Annotated in this window: 17 protein-coding genes; 3 read left to right on the forward strand and 14 right to left on the reverse strand. The window is 42.7% G+C overall.

All coding sequences use genetic code 11. From position 1 onward, the window contains the following. Window positions 1-168 precede the first annotated feature (168 nt). The 7 genes from AC503W_RS14800 to sppA form a co-directional block, all read right to left on the reverse strand. Window positions 169-1,383, reverse strand: a complete 1,215-nt coding sequence (locus AC503W_RS14800; protein WP_402874320.1) for an acetate kinase — start codon at window positions 1,381-1,383, stop codon at window positions 169-171. 162 nt (window positions 1,384-1,545) lie between these two features. Then, on the reverse strand, window positions 1,546-2,532 hold the full coding sequence (locus tag AC503W_RS14805) for a class I SAM-dependent methyltransferase (protein WP_402874318.1): 987 nt from the start codon (window positions 2,530-2,532) through the stop codon (window positions 1,546-1,548). A gap of 323 nt (window positions 2,533-2,855) precedes the next feature. Then, window positions 2,856-3,356: a thiol peroxidase gene (gene tpx / locus AC503W_RS14810; protein WP_402957736.1), complete on the reverse strand. Its 501-nt coding sequence runs from the start codon at window positions 3,354-3,356 to the stop codon at window positions 2,856-2,858. A gap of 125 nt (window positions 3,357-3,481) precedes the next feature. Beyond that, complete coding sequence (gene ytfJ, locus AC503W_RS14815) at window positions 3,482-3,955, reverse strand: GerW family sporulation protein (protein ID WP_427686784.1); 474 nt, start codon at window positions 3,953-3,955, stop codon at window positions 3,482-3,484. A gap of 15 nt (window positions 3,956-3,970) precedes the next feature. Beyond that, window positions 3,971-4,663: a DUF2953 domain-containing protein gene (locus tag AC503W_RS14820; protein WP_427686786.1), complete on the reverse strand. Its 693-nt coding sequence runs from the start codon at window positions 4,661-4,663 to the stop codon at window positions 3,971-3,973. Window positions 4,664-4,766: 103 nt separating this feature from the next. Then, window positions 4,767-5,297 (reverse strand): RDD family protein, encoded by a 531-nt coding sequence (locus AC503W_RS14825; RefSeq protein ID WP_403122164.1) that lies wholly within the window; start codon window positions 5,295-5,297, stop codon window positions 4,767-4,769. Window positions 5,298-5,309: 12 nt separating this feature from the next. Continuing rightward, window positions 5,310-6,311: a signal peptide peptidase SppA gene (gene sppA, locus AC503W_RS14830; protein ID WP_427686788.1), complete on the reverse strand. Its 1,002-nt coding sequence runs from the start codon at window positions 6,309-6,311 to the stop codon at window positions 5,310-5,312. A 203-nt stretch (window positions 6,312-6,514) separates the two neighbouring features. Between sppA and AC503W_RS14835 the strand changes: the two genes are divergently transcribed. Together AC503W_RS14835 and tgl are read left to right on the forward strand one after the other, a co-directional pair. Next, window positions 6,515-7,318 (forward strand): NAD kinase, encoded by an 804-nt coding sequence (locus tag AC503W_RS14835; protein WP_427686789.1) that lies wholly within the window; start codon window positions 6,515-6,517, stop codon window positions 7,316-7,318. A gap of 182 nt (window positions 7,319-7,500) precedes the next feature. Then, window positions 7,501-8,316: a spore coat transglutaminase TGL gene (gene tgl / locus AC503W_RS14840; protein ID WP_407408162.1), complete on the forward strand. Its 816-nt coding sequence runs from the start codon at window positions 7,501-7,503 to the stop codon at window positions 8,314-8,316. A 37-nt stretch (window positions 8,317-8,353) separates the two neighbouring features. Here tgl and rarD read toward each other — a convergent pair whose 3' ends face one another. The 6 genes from rarD to ezrA form a co-directional block, all read right to left on the reverse strand. Then, window positions 8,354-9,283, reverse strand: coding sequence for an EamA family transporter RarD (gene rarD / locus AC503W_RS14845; RefSeq protein WP_427686791.1), 930 nt, complete (start codon window positions 9,281-9,283; stop codon window positions 8,354-8,356). A gap of 373 nt (window positions 9,284-9,656) precedes the next feature. After that, complete coding sequence (mbcS, locus tag AC503W_RS14850) at window positions 9,657-11,240, reverse strand: acyl-CoA synthetase MbcS (RefSeq protein WP_407408158.1); 1,584 nt, start codon at window positions 11,238-11,240, stop codon at window positions 9,657-9,659. Window positions 11,241-11,388: 148 nt separating this feature from the next. Next, window positions 11,389-11,595, reverse strand: a complete 207-nt coding sequence (locus AC503W_RS14855; protein ID WP_402874945.1) for an alpha/beta-type small acid-soluble spore protein — start codon at window positions 11,593-11,595, stop codon at window positions 11,389-11,391. A gap of 82 nt (window positions 11,596-11,677) precedes the next feature. Beyond that, window positions 11,678-12,889, reverse strand: coding sequence for a tRNA uracil 4-sulfurtransferase ThiI (gene thiI / locus AC503W_RS14860; RefSeq protein ID WP_402874942.1), 1,212 nt, complete (start codon window positions 12,887-12,889; stop codon window positions 11,678-11,680). Continuing rightward, entirely contained in the window at window positions 12,886-14,034 is a 1,149-nt protein-coding gene (locus AC503W_RS14865; RefSeq protein WP_402957742.1) for a cysteine desulfurase family protein, read from the reverse strand. The genes thiI and AC503W_RS14865 overlap by 4 nt, the downstream gene beginning before the upstream one ends. Window positions 14,035-14,356: 322 nt before the next feature. Then, window positions 14,357-16,060: a septation ring formation regulator EzrA gene (ezrA, locus tag AC503W_RS14870; protein ID WP_427590641.1), complete on the reverse strand. Its 1,704-nt coding sequence runs from the start codon at window positions 16,058-16,060 to the stop codon at window positions 14,357-14,359. Between the two features lie 168 nt (window positions 16,061-16,228). On the opposite strand from ezrA, the gene hisJ reads away from it, so the two are divergent. Further along, window positions 16,229-17,041 carry a histidinol-phosphatase HisJ gene (gene hisJ / locus AC503W_RS14875; RefSeq protein WP_427686794.1) on the forward strand — a complete coding sequence of 271 codons (813 nt, stop codon included), beginning with the start codon at window positions 16,229-16,231 and terminating at the stop codon, window positions 17,039-17,041. Here the strand turns inward: hisJ and refZ are convergent. Continuing rightward, window positions 17,034-17,690: a forespore capture DNA-binding protein RefZ gene (gene refZ / locus AC503W_RS14880; RefSeq protein ID WP_402874931.1), complete on the reverse strand. Its 657-nt coding sequence runs from the start codon at window positions 17,688-17,690 to the stop codon at window positions 17,034-17,036. The genes hisJ and refZ overlap by 8 nt on opposite strands. Window positions 17,691-17,724: the final 34 nt, after the last annotated feature.

Genomic DNA, 17,724 nt, shown 5'->3' on the forward strand with positions numbered 1-17,724 from the left:
TATAAAGAATTGGTGGATTCTCCCTTTAAGTATACCATACGGCACAGCTTTTCAAGAATATGAAGCAGCTTACAACCTAACCGAAAATCAACATCTAAACAGAACTCCGGGCAAATCCGCACGTAAAAAAACCTCCATTCCCTTGATGGGCATGGAGGCTTTTTTCTTCTAGGAAAGCATATCTTCTAAACTTTCATTCATTGTGATATTCATCGTATCTCTGACAATCATGACTTCTTCATTCGTAGGAATGACCATGATTTTCACCGGGGAAAATGGGGAATTGATGAAGGCTTCCTCACCAGAGGTACGATTCAGGTCTTCATCCCAATAAACTCCCATGAATTCAAGTCCATCCAAGATCCTCCCCCGGATGTCCTGGCTATTTTCACCAATGCCGGCCGTAAAGATGATTCCATCCACGCCGCCCATTTTTGCTGTATAAGAACCTATGTATTTATGAATGCGGCCAGCAAATACCTCTAGCGCAAGCTCAGCCCGCTCATTTCCTTTATCGGCTTCCAATTGGATATCGCGTAAGTCGCTGGAGAAGCCAGACAGTGCAAGGATCCCACTTTTCTTATTCAAGACATCCAGTACTTCATCTGCCGTTGTCCCCGTTTTCTCCATGATGTAAGGAATCAAAGCTGGATCGATATTCCCTGAACGTGTACCCATCGTCACGCCGGCCAATGGAGTGAATCCCATCGACGTGTCAATCGACTTTCCTCCCTCGATGGCCGTGATGCTAGCGCCATTTCCCAAATGACAGGATATCAACCGTAACTGTTCTATCGGTCTTCCTATCATTTCCGCTGCACGTTGGGAAACATATTTATGTGATGTACCATGGAATCCATATTTCCTGATACCGTATTTCTCATAGTACTCAAATGGCAAGCTATACATATACGAACTGGGTTCCATGGTTTGATGGAAGGCCGTATCAAAGACAGCAACCGCCGGCACTTCACCCAATATTTGCTTAAACGCCTTGATGCCCGTTATATTGGCAGGATTATGAAGGGGAGCTAAATCCGAAAGCTTCTCGATTTCTTCTATAACTTCCTCTGTGATTAAGACGGAGTCGCTAAACACTTCACCACCATGCACAACTCGATGGCCCATGCCATCTATTTCTTCGAAAGAGTGTATGATTTGGTGGTGAATCAGTTTTTCTAGTAAAAGCCCGACAGCCACTTCATGATTTGGGATGTGTAACGTTTCAGAAATCTTCTCGCCTTCAACACTCAAGGTGAATGTGGAGTTTTTCAAACCGATCCTTTCCACAAGACCTTTCGTAATAACATGTTCACTAGGCATCTCAAAAAGCTGAAACTTCAAAGAAGAGCTGCCTGCGTTTATAGCCATAATTTTAGACATCCATCCTGCTCCTTTACTCTAAGCTAGTCTACAAACGTGCAGTATATAATGTATATATCTTATCATGGCAAATGGATTCCACCAATAAAAAATTTAATAATTTAAAAAACTCTTTATCTTCTAAAAACAAAAGCCGATGCCTTTTGGCATCAGCTTTTGTTTTTATTTTTCTTCCTTAAACCAATCGTCCATCTGGTTCATGACCGACCTAGTCGCATCGAAGTCAGATAGCTTCGGAAGTTGTACCAACAAGGCTTTCTTAGGAGCCTCGACGCCATCCTTTTTCTTTTGAAGGATTAAAATGCTCTTGGCAGCCGCTTCGTTTTTAAACATGGTAAGCGGAAGCTGCACCATTCCTTGTATGTGAGTATTTTTTTTCAAATAGTCATTGAGTTTAGGTGCTTCTTCCGAGACAAATAAATTATTCGGGACAATGAAGAATAGATATCCTCCATCTTTCACATGTTTGACACTTTGCTCTATGAATAGATGATGTGCATAGGAATGCCCGTTTTCTGCCTTCAGTTCGTATTCCGCTGCACGGACATCATTCGGGTAATACCCAATCGGCAAGTCACTGACTACCACATCCGCTGGGTCAATGAAAAGCGGCTCTAGGCTGTCCTGATTGAAAAATGATAAGGGATGCTCTTGAAGATTAGCCCCGGCATATGCAAGCCTGATCAAGGTTTCGTCGATTTCCACACCAAATGACGCCATGTTTTTATCGGTCAACTGGTTCATGATCGCAAAGAGTAGGTTTCCTGTCCCAACAGCTGGATCGAGCATGACGATCTCTTTTTGATCCTTCGTGAATTTGCCGACTAAGTAACTGACAAAAATCCCGACGGCATCCGGTGTCATGTGATGGTTAGGTTGTACGCTTTGTTGCATGCCTTTAAGGATGGCCAGCTGGTATGCTTTACGGATGGCTTCCTTTTCATACTTTTCCAATGAAAATTCAGCATAATGCTTCATCAAACTTTTCTTTGATTCTTCACTGATTTCTTCCTGCATCACTTTCCCTTGGAAAAAATTCTCTCCGGTCTCGCCCAAAGCATCGAGATACGTGCACGACAGTTCATCTTGCAATATTTTGGTTGTTTCATCAAATTCATAAAATAGTTCTTCAACTGGGGTAGACTTCACTTATTTATTCCTCCTGTTTGCTTCTGTCCTTATTTTAAAGGTAAGGAGTAAGACTTACAAGTCGTAAGCCCCGTTTATCATTCATCAGTTATTTGACAGAATGTTTCCTTATTGGAGCCATTCGGTACATGCTATCCTATCATTGGGTTGAAGCAATGTCCGTCAGTGAACTCACAGGAAGGCGTTTCTTTGGGGAATGAGGAAAAGGTCTGGTTTTGAGGGTTTCTATCTTTATTCATCATAAGGCAATCTTCCTGTTTTTAGGATGTTCGACCCAATAGAAAAACCAGGCACATCAGCGCCTGGTTCAGTGAGCTCAGTCCTTATTTTGCTGCTTTAGCTGCCTCAATGGCACCTTCATAGTTTGGATGAGTCGTACCTTCACTTACATATTCAACATAAGTGATTTCATCGTTACTGTTCACGACGAATACGGAACGTGCCAGTAAACGAAGTTCCTTCATCACAACGCCGTAAGCTTCCCCAAAAGAAAGGTCGCGGTGATCGGAAAGGACTTGGACATTGTCTAGTCCGCTTGCAGCACACCAGCGTTTTTGTGCGAATGGAAGGTCATTGCTGATCGTCAATACTTTCACATTATCCAATTTGGCAGCCTCTTCATTGAATTTGCGTGTCTGTGCGTCACAAACGCCTGTATCAACCGACGGAACGACACTGATAATGCGGACTGTGCCTTTAGAATCGTTTAATGTAACCGGTGTTAAATCATTAGCCAATACTGTAAAATCAGGTGCTTTATCCCCAACTTTAAGTTCTGGTCCCACCAAAGTGACCGGGTTGTTTTTAAAAGTAACTGAAGCCATTAATAATTCCTCCTTTATATGCGTATGTACAAGCTTTATGATATTTGTTTTATCGTAATTTTGCAATTAATTGGATTTTGGAATTTATACATCAAATAGAAAAACTCGGCGGACGCCGAGTCGCATTAGAAATCCAGATCCTGTTTAGGTTGTTGATTGTTCATGTTCATTGAATTCCTTTGAGCGCTATCTTGCCTTGATTGATTATTATCTTTTTTAGCTAGCATCGATTGGATTTTATCAACGACCTGCGGTGCTAAATCCATCATTTTTTCAAGAAGATGCGTACCTTCATCTAAATGAATCATCTTCACGCCATGTGTACCAACAATAAGAAAAGCTATAGGCGTAATGGATACTCCACCACCACTACCCCCACCAAATGGTTGCTTTGAATCGCCTTGTTGACCTTGATGGTTACCATCGATCACAAATTCACTGCCTCCAGCGGCAAATCCGAAGCCCACTTTGGAAACCGTTAAAATGACACTTCCATCGGGGGTTTCCACCGGGTCCCCGATGATCGTGTTAACATCGACCATCTCTTTCAAGTTCTCCATGGCTTCTTTCATTAAACCTTGTATTGGGTGATCAGACATCTAAATTCCTCCACTCTACATCGATTGATTATTGGAATCTCCAGTTAGCTTCGCTAATTTCTTAGACTTGAATTTCACTTTACCGCCTTTCCAGTAGCGAAGCAGTTTTATCCCAGTCAGTATAGCTTGCCCGACTCTGAATTCTACTATGCAAGCAATTGACGTATTGGCCTGTTTTTGATAAAAATCCGGTGTAATCGTATAGGTAGGCATGACCCGAAAATTCAGGTAGGTGGTCAATAAACCAATGATCGATCCTTTAAGGGCCCAACAGTTACCTGTTAATATCCCTGTTTGGGCAGCATGTTTCGTCCCTATCACACTATGCCATGCAAACTCTTTCACTTGGACTTTCCCGAGGAAGTTCCGGAGGATCCGATGCAAATCAACTATATGGTGGATCAAGGCCCGCATATCGCTTAAACCATTCATGAACGCTTCCGGTGTAAGCTTGGCCGTCGACTTCTTTTCCGTATCATTCGTCATGTCCGTTTCTTTCTCCACGATGAGAGCCGACGATTCATCGTCCTTTTTTATGACCGGCACCTTCAATGTGTAATGCAAAAGGCCATGCCAGGCCGTCATTTTCATATGGATAAGATCATCTTTTTGAATACGCTTATAGGTAAAATGCACCCTGACTTTAGTGAAAATGAGAAGAAGCAACACTGCTATGAGGATAGCCAATATCATTACAATCCATTTCACACATCCACACCCTTTCAGCCATTCATTATCGGCCTCGTCAAAAAAAAATAAACCTATTGGACCTAAAATGGCAGTCCGACAGGTTTATTTATTAAAAAGGGCATCATCTTCTAATTAAAACGACGCTCGTGTCCGCAAAGATATCATGCAAAGCCTGTTTCTTGGGTAATAGGCCTGCCAAAAGGTAGCCGACCCAGGTAACTTTGGAAATATAACGTCCAAACAATTCCCTGAATAATACCGTACCCCAGGTAATCGTCTCTTCCTTCAAGGCCACTACCTTCAAACCAAAAATCATCTTGCCTAATGTCTGATTGAAGAATTTGGTCATCAGGATGAAATAAAGGAAAAAGACAATGGCCGTCAATAAGGCCTCAGCAGAAAACCAAAGGTTATCTGACTCATTATAAAATTTAAAGATGGGGTGAATCAAGATGCGATTCAAACTGCCAATCACAAACAAGTCCGCTAAATAGGCCCAAAATCTCATCCAAAAACCAGCAAAATACACGACTTTCACATCGCCATCATCCTCTAGAGGTTGGACTGGCAAAAGCTCTGGCTGTATGGGTCCCTGCTCCGATGCTAGATTGGATGGTACGATTCTTTCATTGCTATCATTTTGTTCCGTCATTCTTCAGCCCCCCTATTCCGCATACAAATACATCAAGCGTGGGGAATTTGAAGAGGAAAGGATTTTTGTCAACACGGCCGTTTCCACATCATTTCCCAATATTTTTTGCGCTCCCATACTGAACAATGAACCGAATCCGGCTTCACCTGTATAACGAATGACTTGCGCATTTTTTTTATCGATATCGTTTTTCATGGCAGCAATCACATCATCCAAATGGCCGAAGTCATCAATTAAATGAACTTCTTTCGCCTGACGTCCATCATAGATCCGCCCATCCGCAATCTTCCTTACTTCTTTTTCGGACATGCCACGTCCATTGGCAATGATCTTGACGAATTGATCATAAGAATTATCGATCATATTTTGGAGGATTTTCCGTTCATCATCGGTCATTTCCCTCGTCGGACTCATAATGTCTTTGTATGTACCGCTTTTGATCGTTTCAAATTCGACACCATATTTCTCGGCTAATTTCTCGTAATTGTACCCCTGCATGATGACACCAAGTGAACCTGTCATGGTTTCGGGGCTGGCAAAGATTTTATCGGCTGGTGCAGAAATATAATACCCACCGGATGCCGCCATGGAACCCATGGACACATATACGGGCTTTTTCACCTTTTTAATATCAAGGATTTTGTCGTAGATTTCAGCGCTTTCCACAACCCCGCCGCCTGGTGAATTCACTCGAAGGATAATTCCTTTGATATTGTCATTCTCTTCCGCCATTTGCAGCTTGTCCATGAAATCCCGGTGATTGTAGGTTTCCGAACTTAACAGGGAAGCTTCCCCTGTATCCTGAATCGTTCCTTCTACATCCAATACCGCGATGACATTGGTTGGATCTTCGCCTTCTATGACTTCTTCGTAAAATCCGCTATCGGACGCAAAAAAATCTTCGAAAACACTTTCTGTATCGGTTGCAAATAAAGTGGTGGCTAGACCTACGCCAATAGAAACAAAAAATAAAACGGCTGCAATACCCAGAGCAGCCCAACGCTTCCCATTCATATGTGTTCCCCCTTAAATTTCTATCACTCTTATCTTACGAACTGTAAACAAAAAAGTTTCAATCCATGATAAAATGAGACCATCTTAAAATTGTAGCAAATAATCCTCAAATTGGAAATGGCAAGGCATCTTGTTCTATCAACTTTTTCCTTGATTTTATTGAGTAGGCCCTAACGTGACTATACATATTTAATGGGGGAATCATGATGACCAATCGCCGGAATATTTATTTTTTCCATGTACAGAACGAGCAGATGATAAAGAACGTCAAGAGATTGACGGAGTTGGCGCAACAATATTCATTTGAAGTCGTCAAGGATTATAGAAAGGCCAACATCATCGTTAGCATCGGTGATGACGGCACCTTTCTACAAGCCGTCCGGAAAACCGGGTTTCGGGATGACTGTTTATATGCAGGCGTTTCTACCACAGGCAACTTGAACATGTATTGTGATTTTTACATGGAAGACGTAAACAGAATGATCGTTGCCATGACGAACGAACAAATCGAGGTCCGTAAATATCCTGTTATCGATATCCAGCTCGATGACCAACCCTTTTTCTATGCCTTGAACGAGCTCAGCATCCGCACCTCCGTCATCAAAACCTTTATCATGGACATTTTCATTGATCACATCCATTTTGAAACACTGCGCGGAGATGGAATCATCATCGCGACCCCGACGGGCAGCACCGCCTATAATAAGTCCGTGAATGGAGCAGTAGTCGATCCGCTTCTACCATGCTTCCAGGTCAGTGAACTCGCTTCGATCAACAATAATACCTACCGGACCTTAGGCTCGTCCTTCATCCTGAGCGGCGACCGAACGCTGACCGTCCACCTTGGGCAAAACGGGCCAAGCTACCCGATCATTGGCTTGGACAACGAGGCCCTGAGTATTCGCAATATAGAGAAAATCAAGATCCGCTTAAGCAGGAAAGTCATGAAAACGGTCAAATTAAAGGATAATTCCTATTGGGAAAAAGTAAAACGCACCTTTTTATAAAACGCCTAGATTTACAGGCTTGGAGGATGTTTCTTCCAAGCCTTTTTTATGATTGCGCTCCTGTTAAGGATAAAGTCCGGAAAAGAGTCTAGTCGTCTAACACTTTCATGCAAGTACTCATATAATTATCATGTATATGCAAACACCCCTTACATTAACTTCACCAAAAGGCGGATATCATCATGATAAAAATCAATCACAAACCGATCGACGCTAGCCAGCTGCTAGCCGGTATAACAAACAAGAACCTATCAACCATTATTCAGCTGATGGCCATATATCCTACCGTTTTTGAGTTTGACACATTGGAAGATTTTCGTTTCGACTTAAAAATACGTCTTAAGGCCATTCAGGCTTCCGTATTGTTAGAGGAAAGTGGGGCCGAATTTACGATCCTCGAAGATTCCCTATGCAATCCACAAGTTTGGCAACTCACGAAAGACCGGGCTTTTGAACTCTGGCCGAATATCCCTCCACACATGGCATTGAATGACATATTCATAAACGGCAGACTATACTCTTTCGAATGCGGAACAGCCATATTGGTCGTATTTTATAAAGCGATACTGGATTCAATCGGACCTAAGAATTTCGATCGTATTTTTCCTGATCTGTTTCTTTACAACTGGCACTATCATCAACATCTTTCCATCCTTGTCCATGAGGGGATGGATTATTTACCTGGTGACTGCTTATACTTCAAAAATCCGGACTTTGCTCCGAACACCCCGGAATGGCAAGGGGAAAATGCAATCATGTTAGGCCAGAACCTCTTCTTTGCGCATGGTATCGGAGTCACCGATCAACAAGAAATCATTACCGAATTGAATAGTAACAGAATTTGGGGATCCATGATCTCCGCCTACCTGACAACACATATTATCCAAATCGACAGTTCCGCTTATCGGCCCTACTCCATAAAAAGTGAACGTGACGATACGGATTCACTCGATAATATGATCGTTGGCGAGATAGGTTCCAACACCTATTTAACCTAAAAAGCGCCTGGAGGGAATCATCCCTCCAAGCGCTTTTTTAGGCACCTATATTTCTTTTTCCTTTAAATCTATCAGCACCCATTTTTCCCCATTTCGTAATGGAAAGTGTATAAACGACCAATGCGGACCAGATGAAGATAAAGGCCAAGAAGTGTGCTTTTGTAAAGCTTTCATGATATACGAACACCCCCAGGAGCAAAGTCAAGGTTGGGGCAATGTACTGCAGGATGCCAAGCATGGACAAAGGCACCTTTTCTGCACCTTTCGCAAAGTACAGTAAGGGTAGTGCCGTTACGATTCCCCCACCCATCAACATCAGGCTCGTTCCGCTGGATGCGAAAAATTGCGAATCCGAATGGAGCATCAAATATATCCAGTAACCCAACGCAAGTGGCGTCACCATCATCGTTTCAAGCGTCAGTCCCACGGCTGATTCGGCCTTGATCATCTTTTTCGCCAAGCCATAGAGTCCAAACGTGATGGCCAGGATGAGCGATACCCATGGAATCGTTCCAAAGTGGATACCAAGGATCAAGACACCAATTCCAGCGAGGATGAATGAAACGACCTGCGATCGGCTTAGTTTTTCTTTCAAGACGATGACTCCCAACAAAACGCTGACAAGCGGATTGATATAATAACCAAGGCTCGTGTCGAGGATTCGTTCTGAGTTAACAGCCCATATGAACACTCCCCAGTTAGCTGAGACCAATAGTGAGGCCGTCAATAATGCGGCAAATAATTTGGGGTTGCCTAGGATTTCTTTAACATAATCGACAAAAGCCCGCCATTTTTTCATGAATGCCAATAAAACCACCATGAAGACGAAGGACCATAATACCCGCTGAGCTAAAATTTCCGCTGCCCCAACGCCCTGAAGAAATTTCCAATATATCGGGACAATGCCCCACATCATATAAGAAACGGCTGCATAAATCGCCCCTTCTTTTTGTTCGTTTACTTTCATAACCTTTCCTTCTTTCCCTTTGCATCATTCCATAGTCACGCTCAAATTTGCTCTAATGGAACGATTTTTTCTGTACCTTCATTTCTTTGATGACTTACCCCTTACCCTTTTCCCCTTCCGATTCGATTGTCTTCCTTAAACGACAAGGACCACCTACTTAGAAAGCAAACATTGTCCTTTCAGGTCGATTTCCCCGGAAATATTGCAGACATCATTTTTCCATAAGAAGCCTGCCTCTCCCTAACTTGCCGATCTTCTTTAGCACGTAAGTTTCCCATAATATGCAGTAAGTGTATCACCTCATTTGATTTAATCCCACATTTTTGCTTCACTAAAAAAACGCCAGCACAATGGCTGACGTCCGAGTTTCCTCCTACTTTTCCAGGAGTCTTTCTTCCATTTTACGTAAGTCGACCCGCTTGATCTTACCGGACGTCGTTTTAGGAAGTTCCTTTAAAAATTCTATTTTTCTAGGGTATTTATAAGGAGCCGTCATGTCTTTCACATGTTGCTGAAGCGTCTTTATTAAATCTGGACGATGAGGGTCTACACTATCAATCAAGACAATGTATGCTTTAACAACACTCCCCCGCACTTCATCCGGACTTGCTACGACTGCACATTCTTTCACGAAGGGATGCTTAATGAGCGCATCTTCGACTTCAAAGGGCCCGATTGTATACCCGGAACTGATGATGATATCATCGGAACGGCCTTCAAACCAGAAATAACCTTCTTCATCTTTCTTAGCCTGGTCCCCTGTTACATAATAGTCACCGCGAAATTGTCTCGCCGTGCGTTCAGGATCCTTAAAATACTCTTTGAAGAGGGCAGGCGTATCCACATGCACCGCGATATCCCCTACCACGCCAGGAAGACATGGCTTTCCGGCATCATCGATGATCTCCACATGATTTCCTGGAGTCGGTTTGCCCATAGAGCCCAGTTTAATTTCCATGCCTTTTATCACACCGACCAAAAGCGTATTTTCCGTTTGGCCATATCCGTCACGCACTTCGATGTTAAAATGATTCTTAAACACTTCAAACACCTTTTGATTTAACGGTTCCCCGGCCGATACAGCGCTATGGAGAGCAGATAAGTCATAATCATCGAGATTATCCACTTTCGCCATCAGACGGTATTCTGTAGGCGTACAACAAAGGGCATTCACTTTGTAATCCTGCAGCAACTGCAAATACTTCTTCGGTTCAAATCTCCCATGATATGCAAGCCCAGTCGCACCGGTCCCAAGGACTGCCAGGAACGGACTCCAAATCCACTTCTGCCACCCGGGTCCAGCGGTTGCCCAGACGACATCTCCCTCGCTAATTCCCAACCAGTTTGCCGCCGATGTCTTTAAATGGGCATAAGCCCAACCATGTGTATGTACAACTCCCTTAGGATTTCCTGTCGTACCTGAAGTATAGGATAAGAAGGCCATATCCTCACTTTTCGTATCAGCTAAAGCAAGCTGTTCGGACTCATCTTCAGCTAATCCATTCAAATCATGCCACCCGTCCACTTGTTGTCCTATCGAGAATTTCAAGAGATTTTCTGTTTCTTTAATTTCATTGAATTCATGGGTGTATTCATGATAACTGACAATCCCCTTTACATCACCGTGATTGATCCGATATTTTAAATCTTTTGCACGGAGCATCTCGGAGCAAGGAATGACAACGACCCCGATTTTAAGGGCGGCTAAATATACTTGATACGCTTCAACTAAACGAGGGATGATGATCAGAACCGTATCCCCTTTTTCCAGTCCCATTTTTATAAAGACATTACCGAATTTATTTGCGCTTTTTAATAAGTTCTCATATGTAAGTTGTTTTCTGTGCCCGGTTTCGTTTTCCCAAAGTACTGCCACTTTTTCCGGATTTGATGCAAAACGTTCCATTTCACTCACTAAGTTGTAATGTTCCGGAGCCAATAATTCTTCACGCTTCATTCTCTTCTCCTCCATTCATGAACTCTTAGTACCTACTCATTATACAAGATACTTCCCCATTTTAATATCTTAACGATGTTTTTTTCTGAAATAAAATAAAGAGAGCGGGGGAATCCCCGCTCTCTGCAGCCATATTTATTCAATTATCTTATCGTCTGAATCCGCCGCCTAATTGTTGTTCAGCCATTTGAACTAGACGCTTTGTAATTTCTCCACCCACTGATCCGTTAGCGCGAGAAGTTGTATCTGCACCAAGTTGCACACCGAATTCTGAAGCGATTTCGTATTTCATTTGTTCTAGAGCTTGTTCTACTCCAGGTACCAATAAGTCGTTTGAGCTGTTGTTGTTTGCCATGTGTTTTTCACCTCCTTGTGATTATAGAGTGTGTTAAAACACATGGCTTCATTCCTACTTATTTATTGGTAATTGTAGGGTTTTAGAAAAGGTCTTCCAGCGCTTCATTATCGTCGAAAACCTGTCCAGGTTGGACCGTCACAATCTCTGTGTCGGACACCGCTTTTTCAATCAATGTTTCGAAGTCCACGAAGCTTTCATAATAATTGACTTTTTCGCGTTTCGGCTTTGTCTTCGGACTTGCCGGTGTGAAGACCGTACAGCAATCCTCGAATGGAAGGTTCGAAATTTCAAATGTATCCAGCTCTCTAGCCATTTTGATGATTTCCGTTTTATCCATTGTGATTAACGGACGAAGAATGGGCGTATTCGTCACTTCATTGATGGCATACATACTGCTCATCGTCTGACTTGCTACCTGTCCAAGGCTTTCACCCGTGATCAGTGCCATTGCATCTTCTTTCTCACGAATTTTGTCAGCAACACGCATCATTAAGCGGCGTGTTGTCGTCATGGAGTAGTTCTCCGGAATCTGTTTCTGGATCAGTAACTGGATTTCCGTGAATGGTACGATATGGACCTTCATGCTGCCACTAATTTCAGCAAGCTTCCCTGCGAGGTCTATCACCTTTTGGCGGGAACGTTCACTTGTGAAAGGAGGACTGTAAAAGTGGATCGCTTCCACATCCAATCCGCGTTTCATTGATAGGAATCCGGCAACAGGACTGTCGATTCCACCTGAGAGCATCAACATTGCTTTACCACTTGAACCAAATGGCAGACCGCCGGCTCCTGGAATGATTTCACCTGTTAAATACACTGCTTCCCGTCGCACTTCCACAAGTAAATTCAAATCTGGGTTTTTTACATCCACTTTTAAATCTTCGGTATTACGAAGCAAATGACCGCCTAGCGCCCGATTTATTTCATCCGTATTGTATGGAAAATCCTTATCGGACCGTTTTGTCGTAATTTTAAATGTAGCGACTTCCCCAAGTGTGTTGTTCAAATAATACAAAGCCGCATTTTTCATCACTTCCAGGTCCCGTTCGATTTTAACCGCGGGGCTCAAGGACTGAATGCCAAAAATCCCTTTCAATCGTTCTATGACCGGCTTGTGATCGACCCCATTTAACAGGACATACATCCGTTCCCGATTCGAAGTCAACTGCACGCCCTCGATATCCTTTAAACTCCAGCGGACATGTGCCTTCATCTTGTCCACGAAGCCTTTGCGGTTTCTTTTCTTCGTGGAGATTTCGCCGTAGCGGATAATTATATGATCAAATTTCATTTCGCAACCCTCATTATTTTTTCTAAATTAGCGACTATTTTCTGGATCGCTGCCAGGACTTTCTCTGCTTCTTCCAATTGATTACTATAAGTGGTGCTAATCCGAATCACGCTCTCGGAACGGACGGAGTCATGAAACATCGCTTCCACCGTTTTGCTTGACGTCCTTTTTTTAGAAGAACAGGCACTTGTAGTCGAGACAACTATTCCCTCAGCTTCAAGAGCATGAAGCAATACTTCCGACTTAAGACCGGGCACGGAAAAATTCAGGATATGAAGAGCCCCATTTAATGGGCTGTTTACCAAGACTCCATCCATTTTCATAAGGCCCTCGTATAAATAATCCCGGATTTGTTGCATCTTATCATGATACAGCTGTTGATTGTTCATACTAATGCGAAAAGCTTTGGAAAGAGCGACAATGCCGGCCACATTTTCTGTGCCACTTCTTATTTTCGTCTCTTGATTGCCTCCATGGAACAAGGATTGAATACGGACACCATCGCGGATATAAAGGATGCCCGTTCCCTTCAACCCATGAACTTTATGGCCAGAAATGGAACAGAGGTCTATATTATTTTCCCTTATTGGCAAATCAACCTTACCTGCTCCCTGTACATGGTCAACATGGAAAAGCGCTTTTGGGTAACGTTTCAGCAAGCTACCGATCTCCGCAATGGGCTGAATGGAGCCCACTTCGTTATTCACATGCATGATCGATACTAAAATCGTATCTTCCCGTAATGCGAGTTCAAGGTCGGAGAGTGAAATTCGACCTTGCTCATCGACAGGCAAGTAGGTCAATTCAAATCCCTGTTCCTCCAAAGAGTGGCATGCATCACCGACGGATGGATGTTCAATGGCCGTCGTGATGATATGTTTTCCCCGGTTAGCGTACGCCTGTGCCACCCCTTTGATCGCCAGGTTATTCGATTCCGTCCCACCGGACGTGAAATAAATTTCCGAGCTTTTCACCTTTAGCAATTCAGCCATCTGCTTTCTAGCTGCAGACAATAATTTTTCCGCCTGCACTCCAAGCCCATGAAGGGAAGATGGGTTACCGAAATAATCAGTAGACACCTTTATGAATGACTCAATCACTTCTGGATATGGTTTTGTTGTTGCACTATTATCAAAATAAATCATGGTTTCACCTTCCATGTTCTTGTATCTATGATGTAAATCGTCTTTAGTCCGTTTCATATGTTGCACTTGCAACTTCTAATTTTAACATAATTGAAATTGAAAGAGAATGGAAACACCTAGGTAAACAAGTTACCCCCATCTTTTCGCTTGCTTCATCCTTTCCCTCCGCTTTTTAGCCATCCTGAGGCTTATATGGAGCCATGACATTACATTCTGGATTAAATAAGCCTCTCGGGATTTAAAAACGTTCTGAAGGGCCTTTAAACAAGCCTCGCTTTCATCTACTTTGTGATCACACGAAAAAACCCGCCATAGCGGGTTTTCAGGAAAGAACTTCTTCTAGATTCGCTCCGATTTTTCGTAAGCTGCCTGGGTCGACCTTTTCAATCGCGGTGGCAGCCGTTTCCAATGCAGCTTGATACTCATAGCTCCTGAATTTGGCTTCAGCTTGTCTCAAGCTTTCAGCAACCGTCTCATGACTGCTACGGTACCGATTACCGAATTGAATCACTTTTTCTGCGAGATACATATGTTCAATGAGTTCATGTGCCTTATCATAAACCTTGTTGACCTGTTCAACGGCTTTTTCTAGGTAGATATAGACAGCGGACATATCAAGAGGTTTTTCCTCCAGTTTGCTTTGAACGTCACTCACGCTTTCCTTAGCATCCTGAAGCACCAATTTATACTCTTCAGGCAGACCGGGAATGTTGCTCTTGGTAATCAATCGGCTGGTTTCGATCATTTTCCGTTTCAAATCGGCCAGTGAGTCCCTTGCATCCATTTCATCTTTTCTTAAATCCTGTAATTTAATACTGAAGTCCTTTTGGCTTTCTTGCAATTCGTTCAGCTGTTTGGCAAGGCTTTGCATTTCTTCACTGATCAGCGAGCTCGCCATTACATTATCTTCAATTTTCAAGACAAGCAATTGATAGCGTTTGGAAATCTGGGCAATTTGCTTTTCCATCTTCCGTTGTGCTTCCAATTCATTTTCAGTGAGATGATACGTTTCTTGAACATGCACGGTTTCTGTTTTTTGCTCATCGATTTCTTCTTCAAGGTCATTTATCATATTCCGGAGCACTTCATCATTCTTCAGGATGTACTGTTTGGAAAGCACTTCTTTCTCCAGTAGGTCGTATAGCACCTCAATGCTTTCCCTGACATCCTTGATTCCCGTTTCAACCGCTTCCGTTTCTGCATTTTCCAATTGTGTCTTATATAGGTCCAGTTCATTCTCCAAACGGGAGATTTCCTGTTCGAATTGGATATGGCTCAATAGATAACCCTGACCGGCCATCTCCTGATATCCGTCTTTCAATTCACTAAGATGCGAATGTAACTCGGATTGGCTATCAACCAATAACTTAGGGAGCATTTCCATTTTCGTACCCAGGACAGTGAGCTTTTCCTTTATGGAAAGGACAAGTTCCCTCGCATTTAAATAGTTCCCATTGACCGTTTCTTCCTCATACTGCTGGAGGATCTGCAATACCTCATCAAGGGAGGATTCAAGCTTATCCGCCGCTTTCCCATAATTATGACGATGGGCAAGCAATGTCTTTTTCAATTGGCGATACGTTTCTTTTATGTCCTCAATTTCCACTCGGTTCTTTTCTTCACTGCCAACAAGTTCATTCAATTCGTACAAGATTTTTTTGATCATTTCTTCAATTTCATCGAGTTTTAACGTAATCTGTCGCTGTGTCTCTTTCGAACGGCTGAAACGGAATTTATCGACAAATTCCTCCGCATCGAACAAGAGCTCTTCAACTTTCGGCATATGATCCGTAATGATGGCATCCCATTCCACGCGCCAGTTTTCGAACATTTCTTCTGTTTCACCTGTCATGTTCAATTGTTTGACTTTGGATAGTTCTTCTAAAACGGGGCGATGCAAGATACTGATCTTCCAGGATTCAAGACGATCGATTTCCTTGAAGTATTTCTTTTTGTAAAAATAGCCCCAAACTATGAAAATTAAAAATAACACGATTATTATTCCAAGTATGTATATGAATACCATGGTAAGCCCCCTGTTCTAATCCTTACAGCCACGCTCTTTTATATATAAATGTAAAAAATGTTCAATTTAATGCTTTTATGATACCATGTTAGCAATAATTTTTGACGAGAAAAATATAATTTTTGTAGAAAATTGCTACTAATACCGTTTATATGGGAGGGAAAGAACATGAAATCTGATAGACATGTGCATACTTCGTTTTGCCCACACGGTTCAACGGATACATTTGATGATTATATTACAAGGGGAATTGAACTCGGATTAAAGGAAATTACGTTCACGGAACATGCACCTTTACCACCGGGTTTTCAAGATCCGACCCCTGAAAAAGACAGTGGAATGGATCCCACCCTGCTTCTTGATTACTTTCAAGAGCTTCATGTATTAAAAGAGCATTACAAAGACAAAATCCTCATTAAAAGAGGCCTGGAGGTTGACTTTATAGAGGGATTCGAAAAGGAAACAAAAGAATTCCTCAATGAAGTCGGCGAATTCCTCGATGACAGCATTCTTTCCGTCCATTTCATCAAGCAGGAACAGAACTGGCACTGCATCGATTTCAGTGATGCTACATTCCGTTCGATTGCGACCGAATTAGGATCCATCGATGCTGTATATGCCAAATATTACGATACCTTAGAAAAATCAATTCGTGCTGATCTAGGAATCTATAAACCAAAACGAATCGGGCACATTACCCTTGTTCATAAATTCCAGCATCGATATCCGCCTGAAAACAATTTTGACGACCACGTATACCGAGTTTTGGGTTTGATCAAGGAACAGGGGTATTCACTTGATTATAACGGAGCTGGTTTCGTAAAACCACTTTGTGGTGAGCCTTATCCTCCGGAGCGCTTTGCCAGACGGGCCATGGATCTCGGCATCCCGCTCGTTTATGGTTCCGATGCTCATCAAGCCAAGGATTTAGGACAGGGTTTCGAGTCGCTCATTCCGGAATTCAAGGGCTCATTCAAGTAAACATTTCGGGTCTTCCCGCTAGCAGGGGTTGCAGCTCTTCCGAAATGAATAATGTATCTTCCAGGAACCGACCGACTTCCTCTGCATATAGATTCGTATAATAGGCTTCCTGAGGGAACACATGCAGGACTTCCATTGCATAATGGGTATGAAGGACCGGCGCTGTTAATAGGCCTTTTAACTGCAACATGAACATGGGGATGGAAACCGAATGGAAGTTCCTGCTTTTAATCCCTTGTTCCAGGATATATTGAAAGTAAGATTTTTCTTTTGTAAAATAGGTCGAATGAATTTCACGGTTCAAGTTGGAATCAAGTGACGATTCCCCATAGATGAATCGGGCCGCCAAAAAATTCTTTCTCTGAAACGTGAGGATATCCTTCACTAGATTCATCAGGCACTCTTGTGGACCTTTAATCTCCAGTTGTTCCATATTCCTTTCAAGGACTAGAAGGTATTCTTCTAAATAGGAAATGAAGCAGAACTCCAACAGTCCCTGCTTATTCTTGAAATAGTAGGCAATATTGGCAGCATTCACTTTAGCTTTATTGGCGATATCCCGTATGGATGTTGCATGGTAGCCCTTTAAATGAAATAAATGCAGGGCAGCTTCCACAATAGCTTGTTTCGTTGGCGTCTGGCGATTCATCGGCAATCCCTCGCTTTCTTTGAGACAAGTCTTG

This window comes from Peribacillus suis, from assembly GCF_059384845.1.

Bases quoted from the DNA above. Each gene is read 5' to 3' on its own strand.
- AC503W_RS14800 (WP_402874320.1), bottom strand. From the start codon at position 1,383: ATGTCTAAAATTATGGCTATAAACGCAGGCAGCTCTTCTTTGAAGTTT.
- tpx (WP_402957736.1), bottom strand. From the start codon at position 3,356: ATGGCTTCAGTTACTTTTAAAAACAACCCGGTCACTTTGGTGGGACCA.
- ytfJ (WP_427686784.1), bottom strand. From the start codon at position 3,955: ATGTCTGATCACCCAATACAAGGTTTAATGAAAGAAGCCATGGAGAAC.
- AC503W_RS14825 (WP_403122164.1), bottom strand. From the start codon at position 5,297: ATGACGGAACAAAATGATAGCAATGAAAGAATCGTACCATCCAATCTA.
- sppA (WP_427686788.1), bottom strand. From the start codon at position 6,311: ATGAATGGGAAGCGTTGGGCTGCTCTGGGTATTGCAGCCGTTTTATTT.
- AC503W_RS14835 (WP_427686789.1), top strand. From the start codon at position 6,515: ATGATGACCAATCGCCGGAATATTTATTTTTTCCATGTACAGAACGAG.
- tgl (WP_407408162.1), top strand. From the start codon at position 7,501: ATGATAAAAATCAATCACAAACCGATCGACGCTAGCCAGCTGCTAGCC.
- rarD (WP_427686791.1), bottom strand. From the start codon at position 9,283: ATGAAAGTAAACGAACAAAAAGAAGGGGCGATTTATGCAGCCGTTTCT.
- mbcS (WP_407408158.1), bottom strand. From the start codon at position 11,240: ATGAAGCGTGAAGAATTATTGGCTCCGGAACATTACAACTTAGTGAGT.
- AC503W_RS14855 (WP_402874945.1), bottom strand. From the start codon at position 11,595: ATGGCAAACAACAACAGCTCAAACGACTTATTGGTACCTGGAGTAGAA.
- thiI (WP_402874942.1), bottom strand. From the start codon at position 12,889: ATGAAATTTGATCATATAATTATCCGCTACGGCGAAATCTCCACGAAG.
- AC503W_RS14865 (WP_402957742.1), bottom strand. From the start codon at position 14,034: ATGATTTATTTTGATAATAGTGCAACAACAAAACCATATCCAGAAGTG.
- ezrA (WP_427590641.1), bottom strand. From the start codon at position 16,060: ATGGTATTCATATACATACTTGGAATAATAATCGTGTTATTTTTAATT.
- hisJ (WP_427686794.1), top strand. From the start codon at position 16,229: ATGAAATCTGATAGACATGTGCATACTTCGTTTTGCCCACACGGTTCA.
- refZ (WP_402874931.1), bottom strand. From the start codon at position 17,690: ATGAATCGCCAGACGCCAACGAAACAAGCTATTGTGGAAGCTGCCCTG.